We start from the raw sequence: 11,038 nt of genomic DNA, 5'->3' as shown, positions 1-11,038 counted from the left end.
ACCATCCCGGCGATTGGCCGGGCCGCTGCCGGGTGGCGCGCAAAAGTGCCGGTGGCCGGTCCTAAGGTTGCCTCCATGACTGGCCAGCCGTTCGACAGCGCGTCCTCGTCCGCCGAACTCGACGAGTCCGTCCTGGGCGGGCTCGACCCCGAGCAGCGGCAGGTCGCCACGACCATCGGCGGGCCGGTCGCCGTCATCGCGGGCGCCGGTACCGGCAAGACACGCGCCATCACGCACCGGATCGTGCACGCCGTGCTCACCGGCCAGCAGAAGGCCTCCGCGATCCTGGCCGTCACCTTCACCACGCGCGCTGCCGGCGAGATGAGGGCCAGGCTCCGCCTTCTCGGTGCGCCGCGCGTCCAGGCGCGCACCTTTCACTCGGCGGCCCTGCGCCAGATCCGTTACTTCTGGCCGCGCGTGACGGGCACCGAACTGCCCGAGATCGCGGGCTCCACCTTCGGCCTGGTCGCCGAGGCCGCCTCCCGCGAGCAGCTCGGCAGCGACACCGCCCTCATCCGCGACCTGGCGGGCGAGATCAGCTGGGCCAAGTCAACCAATGTGCTGCCGGTCAACTATGCGGTGCTGGCCACCAGGTCCGGCCGCACCGTCGCCGGGGCGGACCCGCAGGCCGTCGGCCGGGTGGCGGCCGAGTACGAGCGCGTGAAGGCCCGTCGTGGCGTCATGGACTACGACGACATCCTGCTGTGCGCCGTCGCCCTCATGCACGAGCACCCCGAGGTGGCCCAGGAGTTCCGCTCCGCCTACCAGCACTTCGTCGTCGATGAGTACCAGGACGTCAGCCCACTGCAGCACACCCTGCTCACCCAGTGGCTCGGCGATCGTCACGACATCTGCGTGGTCGGCGACCCCGACCAGGCCATCCACTCGTTCGCCGGAGCCGACTCGCGCTTCCTCACCCGTTTCGCCAGGGAGTTCCCCGGTGCCACGGTGCTGCACCTGGACCGCAACTACCGTTCGACGCCGCAGATCGTCCGGGCAGCCAACGATCTGCTGCACCCGCCCCAGCGGGCCGCGGTCGGTCAAGGCGTCGTGCTGCGTCCGACGCGGCCCGATGGGCCCGCCATCGTGACCGCGCAGAGCCCCGACCAGGACGAGGAGGCCTCGGCCCTGTCGGCATGGCTCGCCGAACGGCACCGCAGCGGCACGCCCTGGTCACAGATGGCGGTCCTGTACCGCGTCAACGCGCAGTCACCGGTCGTCGAGGCCGCACTGACCCAGGCCCGCATCCCGTACCAGGTGCGGGGCGCCGAGCGCTTCTACGATCGTGCCGAGGTCCGTGCCGCACTCGCCAGGCTGCACGCCGCCGCCGAGTCCGAGCCGGGAGCGCCGGCGGTCGATGCGGCCGATCAGGTGCTGGGCGCTCTCGGCTGGACGCCGGAACCGCCGGCCGGGCAGGGGCGCGTTCGGGAACGCTGGGAGTCCTGGCAGGCGCTGCACGACCTGGTGAGCGATCTCAGCGAGCAGGGCGCTGCGTTGTTGGGGCAGGCCGTGGCAGCCCTGGAACAACGTGCCGCCGACCAGCAGGTCCCGGTGGCCGACGGTGTCACCCTGTCGACCCTGCACTCGGCCAAGGGGCTGGAGTGGGACGTTGTCGCGCTCATCGGCGTGCAGGAGGGGCTCCTGCCCTTCTCCCTGGCCAGGGCCACGCGGGAGATCGCTGAGGAACGTCGGCTCTTCTACGTCGGCCTCACCCGAGCCCGGCGTGAGTTGCGACTGAGCTGGGCGGCAGGCACGGCCGGGCACGGCGGCCGCAGGCGGGCCTCGCGTTTTCTCGGCGGGCTGGTCGGCCCCGCCGCAGGGGACTCCGGTGCCGCCGCGGCGGCCGGCCCCCGACGCCGCCGCCGGGTCGTCCCCTGCATGGTCTGCGGCAGGGCACTGAGCGAGGCCGTCGAGATGAAGCTCGGTCACCACGCAGAGTGCGAGGTGCCCTTCGACGAGGATCTGTTCGAGCGTCTCAAGGCCTGGCGTCTGGGTGTGGCCAAGCGCCAGTCGGTGCCGGCGTTCGTCGTCTTCACCGATGCGACGCTCATGGCGATGGCCCAGTACGCGCCGCGCAGCGAGCACGATCTGCTCGAGATCCGTGGTGTCGGGCGCGCCAAGGCCAGGCGTTACGGGAAGGACGTGCTCGCCATCCTCGGGGGAGCTGACGTGGACGAGGTGCTCGCCTCCTTGCCGGCGGACGACTAGGACGCCGCTGCGTGCTGCCCGGCCCGGCTGTCGTCGGTCGGGGGCAGCTCGCCATGGCCGGGAGCACAGACCGGGCAACCCGCTTGCGGGGCCCTGCTGGGCCAGAAGCCGCCGCTGAACTCCACCGTGGGGCTGATGGTTCCGCCGTCGAGGTAGGCGGCGCTCACCGACCGGGTGATCGCAGCCACCCAGTCGAGCACGACAGGAGCAGGGGATGCCGGCTCGTCGACGGAACGCAGGTCACGGTTGACGGCGGGTCCGGCTGCGCAGAAGGCGCAACTCGTGGTGCCCGGCTTCACCAGCGGCCCGACAGTGGCGTCACGGTGGTGGGCGCTGACGATCAGGTGCGGGATGCCCAGACGGCTCAGCTGCCACGACATGGCCGGATCGGGTGCGGGCCTGGAGACCGCGATGAGGACGAGGTCGAGCCGTGCGTCGTCGATGCTCATCCAGTGCTTGAGCCTGTCGATGCGCGGTGCAGGCCCCTGCCGGGTACCTCGTTCGTCCAGGCCGCTGCGCGGCGGCAGTGGCTCGGTGAAGCCCTGGACCCGGTTCGTCGTCGCCAGGGTGTGCCTGATGCGCTCGGCGCACACGCCTTCGCCGACGACTCCGATCCGGGCTGCACCGGGCCGGTACGCCTGCTTGTGGATCATCCCGAACACCAGCAGTCGTCTCAACAGCTCCTCGAACATCTTCTGCTCGTCGGGGTGCAGACAGCAGCAGGCGTCGTCGAGGGTGCAGTCACCGTCGAGCCTGCGCAGTGCCTGGGCGAGGCGTTCGGTGAACCGTCCCGAGATCTCGATGCAACCTCGTCCAGGGCCGTACAGCTGGTACGAGTTGGCGCAGACGCGGACGATGTCGGCGTCGAGACGAAGCGTCATGGGCGGCACGCGACGGCTTCGGGGCGTCAGGCCCGGCTGCCTCTGCGGGACCGCCTCGTTGCGGTGACCGGGGGTGGTGGGCATGCCCATAGCGTGGCCCGAGGACGGGCCGATGTCCATAGTGTGCGAACAACGGACAACACCTCTGGCGGTTCGGACAACACCTCGGGTGCGTTGGACAACACCGGGCCCGACGGGGCCCGGGCATGATGAAGGGGCCGGCGCAACCATTGCGTGCGCCGGCCCCTTCATCATGCCCGGTGCAGGACCAGGCGGAAGACTCAGGCCTTGCCGAGGATGCGGTTCAGATTGGTGCCGCACTCGGGGCACTTGGCCTTGGCCATGCGAGTGCCCTTGTCATTCACGACGACCGTACCCCGGGCGTGACGCTTCTCCTTGCATTTGACGCAGTAGTACTCGCCCTCGTAGGTCTCGTCTGCCATATTTCCTCCTCGTTGGTTGTTCGCGCCGGCCAGCTCCAGGCTGAGCGTCGGAGGCCGGCGTGCGACCACAACTGTAGTCACAGCCTGGGAGCGAACCAGGCGTGCAGAACCCTAGTCAGGGAAGGTCGCGGGATTGCCCGGGTCTCGGTGATTTCACCGAGGGCTGATTCGTGCCAACCGGCAGACCTGCCCGAGGTGTGCGTTCCAGGGCGGCTCCCGCTGACGGCGCGGCGCCCTCGTGGCTCGTACCGGGCGCACTCGCCGTGACCGCTCGGGTCGAGGGGTGTCCGGCCGTGACTCATCACCGGGGTCGCGGTTCCATCGGGGCCGGGCGCTCTCGTCCTCGCTGTCGGTTGACGAGGGTGCCCCTTCCCCGCCGGGTCCCCGAACACTCGCCGGGCACGGCCGGCTGCGGGCCTGGCGTCCGTGCTCCCCGCGAGTCATCAGAGCCTGTCACGTGCGGGCGCAGAGGAAACCCCCGGCGACTCCTCATCTGCCTTCCCCTGCAGAGAGAACGTCGAACCGGGGGTTCGCGAGAACCATACCGGGCCGTTCTCGTGAGCGTCAAGCCGGCCCCGGCATCTCGTCCGCGCATGGGCGGGATCGCCGGCTGGGGCTCTGCTCGACGATGACTAGGCTGGTGCGGGTGAGCAGCGGCGAACGCACGGGGCGGACGATCCGGCGGGGCAGCACGGACGTGGTCGTTCCGGCCCCGCACGATCTCGTGCTGCCGGCCGGGGTCGATCGGGTCGTCGTACGGCGCAGTACGCGGCGCCGCCGCAGCGTGGCCGTTCGTCGTGAGGGTCGTCAGGTCGTCGTCATGATCCCCGCGGCGATGAGCGAGACTGAGGAGAGGCGCTGGGTCCGTGAGATGGTCGGGCGTGTCGCCGCACGCGAGCAGCGGCGGGCGGGTGCGACAGGGGATGCCGGGCTCATGGCCAGGGCCGCCCGGGTCCGCCGGGCATACGTCCCCGAGGCCCCCGAGCCCGTCAGTGTCCGATGGGTCTCGAACCAGCGGACACGCTGGGGCTCGTGCACGTCCGCCAGTCGCACGATCAGGCTCTCGGACAGGATGCGCGCCATGCCCGACTGGGTCATCGACGCAGTCCTCGTTCATGAACTCGCCCACCTTGTGCACGCCGATCACGGGCCGGACTTCCGTCGCATCGAGCGCCGTTACGAACTCGTCGAGAGGGCGAATGGTTTCCTCGAGGGCTGGGATGCCGGTGCCGCCGCCCGCCGCGACGCCTGACCGAACCGTCAAGGAACTGCCCGGGACGGGGCGCTCAGCCGGGCGAGGACCCCGTGTCCTCGTCGGGATCGCCGGGGGAGCGGTCCCCGTCGTCTCCCGGATCGGTCTGCTCCAGCAGCCTGGTCAGCTCGAGATCCCAGTCGGCGCCGGTCTCCTCGTGACGGGGCTCGCCCTGGACGAAACCGATCGGGTCCTCGATGTCGGAGGCCGACGGCATGAGATCGGGATGGCTCCACAGGTGATCGCGGCCGGCAACGCCGCGGTCGGCGAGCACGACCTGCCAGAAACGGGCGCTCTCTCGTACCAGCCTGGGACGCAGCTGCAGGCCGAGCAGCGCGCTGGTGATCTTCTCGGTCGGTCCGTTCGTTGCGCGGCGGCGTCGCACGGCCTCGAGCAGGGCCGCTTCGTGGGTCAGCCAGCGTCCGCAGGCCTCGTGGGCCACCGCGTCGACCCAGCCCTCGACGAGTGCGAGCAACGTCTCCAGCCGCGCCAGGATGTCCTCCTGCTCCGGGGTGCGGGTGGGCTTGAAGAGCCTGCCCTGCAGCTGCTCGGAGATCTCGGCGAGCCGGCCCGGGGTCATCTCGGAGACGTCGCCGATGTCGATGGTGTCGCTGATGGCTCTCGTGTCGATCGTGATCTCGCGGGCGTAGTGCTCGATGAGCGCCAGCATCTGCGGGCCCAGCCAACGCACGGACGAGAACAGCCGCTGGCGGGCCGCTTCGCGGACGACGACGTACATGAGCGTGTCCTCGCCGGGCAGACCCAGGCCCTTGACGAAGGCCTCCGCATTGGCGGGCAGCAGGACCACGCGCGGGGTCGACAGCAGCTGCAGGCCGAGTTCGGCCCCGCTCATCACCTCGGTGGAGATCTCGCCGATGGCCCTGGCCAGCTGCGAGGTGTACATCTGGCCCGCCGCCATGCGCATGACAGGGGCGAGCATGCCGGTCAGCTGGGCCATCTCGGGTATCTCGGCGGCTGCTTCGCCGCCCAGGCCCGAACTCATGGCCTCGGCAATCGATGTGACGACGGGCTCGACGATCGCACGCCAGGAGTCCATCGTGTCCTCGACCCACTGGGCCCGGCTCCATGCCTGCGCCGGGGCCGGGCAGGCCTCGAAGGAGACAACCGGATCGAGCCATGACTCGGCCAGACGGTGCGAATCCGCCAGCTGTGTGCGCTGGGTCTGGGAGGGGACGGGGTCCGGGCCGAGCGATGCGGCGACCTGCCGGGCGGTCTGACGGGCCATCGTCCAGTCGATCCCCGTCGCCGAGTCGGATGCTGCCTGCGCCTGGGTCATCATCGACTGCAGCTGTCCCATCATGGCGCCCAGGTTCATCCCGCCCTCGGGCAGGTTGATGCCGAGCTGGCGCAGCAGTTCACTGAGCGGGTCCTCGCCCGGTTCACCGGGAGAACGGCTGGTGTTGTCATCGCGCATGGCAGGGCTCCTCGTGATGCGGCGCGGTCTGCCGGACCGCTGCGTGCACATCCATTCAAGCGCGCCCGATCAATGCTCAGGAGCGGACCCCAGCCCCCGGTGGGGGATTCCTCCCAGACCGGGCGGCGTCCCTGGTGAGGCCCTGATCGATGGGTAGACTGCCAGGGAATGGGCACAGCCGTTGCGGTGACGACACGCAGGGGAGGGCAGCTATGACGCGTCAGGCCTGGACGGCGGTCGTCGCTGCCTTGGTCCTCATCGTCCTCTCGGGCGTCATCGCGCTCACCCCGGTTCCCTACGTCGCGTGGGACTCCGGGGTGACGAACGACGTGCTCGGCAGTCTCGACGGCACCGACGAGATCACGATCATCGGCGCCGAGACCACCGACACGACGGGGAGCCTGCTGCTCACCTCGGTGTCGGTCACATCCTCCAATGCGACACTGACCCTGCCGGCGGCTCTCCTGTCCTATGCGCGCGATGTTCGCGACGTCGTGCCGCGTGACTGGGCCTACCCGGTCGGCCGCAGCGCCTCGGACCTGGCCGGCGACGAGGTCATGGAGCGCAGCGTGGCCCAGGAGAGCGCCACGGTCGCGGCCCTGAGCGCAGCCGGGATACCGGTGCAGGAGAACCCGGTCATCGACTCGGTCTCCACCGGGGGCCCGTCCTACGAGCTGCTGCAGACCGGTGACATCATCGAGACCGTCAACGACACCGCCGTACGGACCGCCGATGAGGTCAACGGCATCATTCGTTCGCTCGCCGTCGGCGCCACCGCCGATTTCGGCATCGTGCGCGGCGGCTCGTCGATGACCGTCTCGGTCATCACGCAGGCGAGTTCCACGGATCGATCCGTGCCTCGAGTGGGGGTCACGATGCGTCCCGGGTACCGTTACGAGCCGCAGGTCGAGTTCAACGTCCCCGAGGTCGCCGACGAGAGCTCCGGTCTCGTCCTGTCCCTGGCCATCTACGACAAGTTGCGCAGTGAGGATCTCATGAACTCGCGTGTCGTGGCGGGAACCGGCACCATCGAGCCCAACGGCACGGTCGGGGCCGTCTCCGGGATCTCCGAGAGGATGCGCGGCGCCGAGCGAGACGGTGCCCAGGTCTTCCTCGTCCCGGCGGCCAACTGCTCCGAGGTGACCGATGTCGGGACGAACATGGAACTCGTCAGGGTCTCGAGGCTGTCCGATGCGGTCTCGTCCCTCGACGCCCTGTCACAGGGCCGCGCCGAGGCGGTCCCGCGATGCTAGGGCAGCCATCGTCGGAGCCCCCTCATGAGCAGACACGGCAGAGGAGTCCTATGAGTTCGCAGCCCCGGGATCGGCAGCGGGCCGGCGACCCGACACCGGCCCAGGAGCCGCTGGCCGCCGCCCTCATCGAGATCGAACGCTACGTGGGCGCCTCCGGCTGGGACCAGCCGGCCCGGCTGTTCGCGTTGGCGCCGACCGCCCAGCTGCTCCAGGTCGAGCCCTCCCTGGCAGGTCAGCTCACGGTGACCGCACCCGATCAGCTGTCCTCGATCGAGCAGGACGACTTCCACCCCGGCCAGGACGTCCTGGCCGGGCTGGCCGCCGTCGCCTGGCCGGACACGGTGACGGGCTGTGCGGTGTGCACCGAGCGCTCCTTCCTTCCCGCCGGGGTCGAGGCCGAGATCCCCGATGATCCCGATGAGGCCGCCGACTTCGTGGCCTCCCATCCCTCGCGCGAGGACATCCGTGTCGTCATGGGCGCCCTGCGCGACGGCACCACCTACGGCGTGGCCAGACTGGCCAGCCATCCCGATGAACTCCTGGCCGGCGACCACCTCGTGCCGGCCCTGTCCAGCGCACTCGTGCGCACCTTCGAGTGGGAGGACACTGATCAGGCATGAGCACCGCAGCGCAGACCAAGAAGGCGCCCAGACGTCACACGGCGCTGGGCATGACCCTCGTCATCCTCGTGGCGGTCATCGTCGTGTGGTGGATCGTCAGCGAGTTCGTCACCGACTGGATGTGGTACCGCAATCTGCATTTCGGCCAGGTCTTCACGACCCGCCTGCTCACCGGTGCCGCCCTGGCCGTTGGACAGGGCCTGCTGCTGGGGGGTGCCTGTGCGCTCAGCATGGTCCTCGCATGGCGCAACCGGCCCCAGCGCACCGTCAGTGACTCGCCCACGCTCGACCACTACCGCTCGGCGCTGGCCCGGCGCACCGCGGTGATCACCGTTCTCCCCTCGCTCGTCATCGCGATCGGCGGCGGCTCGCTGGCCGTGACCCACATCGACGAGACCCTGGCGTTCATCAACCGCACGCCCTTCGGTCAGGCCGACGCCTATTTCGGCAAGGACGTCTCCTTCTACGTCTTCACGCTGCCCTTCCTGCAGTACATCGTCTCGGTGCTGATGGCCGCCCTGATCATCGGAACGATCGCCGCGGCAGCCGTCCATGTCATCACCGGATCGCTGTACGTCTCCCCGATAGCGGTGCGCCCGCAGACCACCGACGAGGAAGGCGTCCACCCGCCGACTGTCGAGCTGAAGAACCCGTTCAACGCGGCTGCCCAGGTGCACCTGTCGGTGATGTTCGGCCTCATCATGGTCGTCTACGGGTTCCAGCGCCTGCTGTCCCGCTACGAGTTCGCGGTGAGCGACAACGACGCCCTGTTCACCGGCATCGGCTACACCGACGACCACGCGCGCATCACGGCACGCCTCATCATCGCGATCATCGCGTGGATCTGCGCGCTCATGTTCTTCGCCAACGTCAGGCTCAAGCTGTGGCGTGTGCCCGGCACCGCGATCATCCTCATGATCGTCTCGAGCCTCATCATCCAGGGGCTGTACCCGGTCGCGATCCAGCAGTTCACCGTGCGCCCCAGCGAGGTCAACCAGGAGCGCAGCTACATCGAACGTCAGATCGAGGCGACCAGAGCGGCCTACGACATCGAGGACGTGACGATCTCGGACTACTCCGCCGAGACCAATGTCAGCGCCGGCCAGCTCAGGTCCGACGCCGAGGCGCTGCCGGGCATCCGCCTCATGGACCCGGCGCTCATCGGCGAGACCTACGAGCAGCTGCAGCAGGTGCGTGGCTACTACCAGTTCCCCTCGGTCCTCGACGTCGACCGCTACGAGGTCGACGGTGAGACGACCGACACGATCATCGCCGCCCGCGAGATGAACATCGCCGGCCTGCCCGACCAGAGCTGGATCAACACGCACACCGTCTACACGCACGGCTACGGCGTGGTCGCCTCCTACGGCAACCGCAGCTCCTCCAACGGCGAGCCGGTGTGGATCGAGGGCGACATCCCGCCCCAGGGCGAGCTGGACATCGACGAGTCCCGCATCTACTACGGCGAGGCCCAGAGCCAGTGGGTCGTCGCGGGCAACGAGGAGGGCGCCACCCCCATCGAGCTGGACACCCCCGGCGGCGCCGAGTCCGGCGGTGAGCAGCACTACACGTACACCGGCGCCGGAGGCGTGGCCATCGGCAACTACGTGACACGCGCCATGTACGCCACGAAGTTCGCCGACCTGAACCTGCTGCTGTCGAGCAATGTCAACTCCGCATCGCGCATCCTGTACAACCGCACCCCGCGTGAGCGCATCGGCGAGGTCGCCCCGTGGCTGACCGTCGACCAGGATCCGTACCCGGCGGTCGTCGACGGGCGTGTCGTGTGGATCGTCGACGCCTACACGACGAGCGCCGACTACCCGAATTCCCAGCACGTCAACCTGCAGGAGACCATCTCGGACTCGGCACGCCAGAACGCCGGTGAGGACACGCAGATCAACTACATGCGCAACTCGGTCAAGGCGGTCGTGGACGCCTACGACGGCACCGTCGACCTCTACGCCTGGGACACCGACGATCCGCTGCTGCAGACCTGGATGAAGGTCTACCCGGGCCTGCTCAAGGACCGCGGCGAGATCTCCGAGGACCTGATGAGTCATCTGCGCTACCCGCAGGACCTGTTCAAGGTGCAGCGTCAGGTGCTGGGCCGCTACCACATGCAGAACCCCGACAGCTGGTACAACCAGTCGGATCTGTGGGAGGTCCCGGCCGACCCGCGGGACTCCAGCGGCGCCTACGAGCCGCCCTACTACCTGTCGATCAAGTGGCCCGGCGACGACTCCCCGATCTTCAGTCAGACGGCCGTCTACGTGCCGAAGAACCGCGAGAACATGGCGGCCTACATGTCGGTCGTGGCCGATGCGTCGAGTTCGGAGTACGGCAAGATCCGGGTGCTGAAACTCTCCGACACCGCCCAGGTGCCGGGGCCGAACCAGACCTACAACGCGATCGTCTCCGACCAGCAGGTGGCCGACAAGCTGCTGCCGTTCATCGGCCAGGGCTCTGACAGCTCGGCCGACGCGCTCTACGGAAATCTGCTGACGCTGCCGCTGGGCAATGGCCTCATCTACGTCGAACCGATCTACACCCAGCGCAAGTCGGCTGCGTCCGGTTCGTCGGCCGGCACCTATCCGGTGCTGCGGTTCGTCGTCGTCCGGTTCGGCACCCACATCGGCATCGGGGACACCCTGCAGGAGGCCCTCGACTCGGTCTTCGCCGGTGACGCCGGTGCGAGCACGGGTGAGGACGTGGACCAGCAGGCATCCGGCGATTCGGGAGGCACCGAGCAGCTGACGAACGAGGAGGCCGCCAAGAAGCTGCTGAAGGAGGCGAACGAGGCCTTCAGCAAGGCGGACGAGGCCCTCAAGAACGGTGACCTGGGGGAGTACCAGACCCAGATGGAGACCGCCCAGTCGAAGGCCCAGGAGGCCTACCGCAAACTCGACAGCTGACCGGTGGGTCCCAGAGTGCGGGAGATCGGCA

Annotated in this window: 8 protein-coding genes; 5 read left to right on the top strand and 3 right to left on the bottom strand. The window is 69.1% G+C overall.

All coding sequences use genetic code 11. The features are described from left to right. Positions 1-75: 75 nt before the first annotated feature. Positions 76-2,208 carry an ATP-dependent DNA helicase UvrD2 gene (locus D9T14_RS03620; RefSeq protein WP_119160782.1) on the top strand — a complete coding sequence of 711 codons (2,133 nt, stop codon included), beginning with the start codon at positions 76-78 and terminating at the stop codon, positions 2,206-2,208. On the opposite strand, the gene D9T14_RS03615 is transcribed toward D9T14_RS03620, so the two are convergent. Together D9T14_RS03615 and D9T14_RS03610 are read right to left on the bottom strand one after the other, a co-directional pair. Continuing rightward, positions 2,205-3,173, bottom strand: coding sequence for a hypothetical protein (locus tag D9T14_RS03615; protein ID WP_126464218.1), 969 nt, complete (start codon positions 3,171-3,173; stop codon positions 2,205-2,207). The genes D9T14_RS03620 and D9T14_RS03615 overlap by 4 nt on opposite strands. A 197-nt stretch (positions 3,174-3,370) precedes the next feature. Further along, positions 3,371-3,532: a DUF5679 domain-containing protein gene (locus D9T14_RS03610; RefSeq protein WP_119160780.1), complete on the bottom strand. Its 162-nt coding sequence runs from the start codon at positions 3,530-3,532 to the stop codon at positions 3,371-3,373. A 646-nt stretch (positions 3,533-4,178) separates the two neighbouring features. Here D9T14_RS03610 and D9T14_RS03605 point away from each other — a divergent pair. Further along, complete coding sequence (locus tag D9T14_RS03605) at positions 4,179-4,784, top strand: M48 metallopeptidase family protein (RefSeq protein WP_232012500.1); 606 nt, start codon at positions 4,179-4,181, stop codon at positions 4,782-4,784. Positions 4,785-4,818: 34 nt separating this feature from the next. Here D9T14_RS03605 and D9T14_RS03600 read toward each other — a convergent pair whose 3' ends face one another. After that, on the bottom strand, positions 4,819-6,219 hold the full coding sequence (locus tag D9T14_RS03600; protein ID WP_119160779.1) for a zinc-dependent metalloprotease: 1,401 nt from the start codon (positions 6,217-6,219) through the stop codon (positions 4,819-4,821). Positions 6,220-6,431: 212 nt separating this feature from the next. On the opposite strand from D9T14_RS03600, the gene D9T14_RS03595 reads away from it, so the two are divergent. The 3 genes from D9T14_RS03595 to D9T14_RS03585 are packed head-to-tail and all read left to right on the top strand — an operon-like array spanning position 6,432 to position 11,007. Beyond that, positions 6,432-7,472, top strand: a complete 1,041-nt coding sequence (locus D9T14_RS03595) for a YlbL family protein (protein WP_170175690.1) — start codon at positions 6,432-6,434, stop codon at positions 7,470-7,472. Between the two features lie 50 nt (positions 7,473-7,522). Then, the gene (locus tag D9T14_RS03590) at positions 7,523-8,092 is read left to right on the top strand and encodes a PPA1309 family protein (RefSeq protein ID WP_119160777.1); all 570 of its coding nucleotides are present in this window, start codon (positions 7,523-7,525) and stop codon (positions 8,090-8,092) included. Beyond that, positions 8,089-11,007: a UPF0182 family membrane protein gene (locus D9T14_RS03585; protein ID WP_119160776.1), complete on the top strand. Its 2,919-nt coding sequence runs from the start codon at positions 8,089-8,091 to the stop codon at positions 11,005-11,007. Before D9T14_RS03590 ends, D9T14_RS03585 begins: the two co-directional genes overlap by 4 nt. Positions 11,008-11,038: the final 31 nt, after the last annotated feature.

Origin of the sequence: Propionibacterium australiense (assembly GCF_003666605.1) — a bacterium.
Taxonomy (GTDB): domain Bacteria; phylum Actinomycetota; class Actinomycetes; order Propionibacteriales; family Propionibacteriaceae; genus Propionibacterium; species Propionibacterium australiense.
This window is presented reverse-complemented; position numbering and strand designations above follow the sequence as displayed.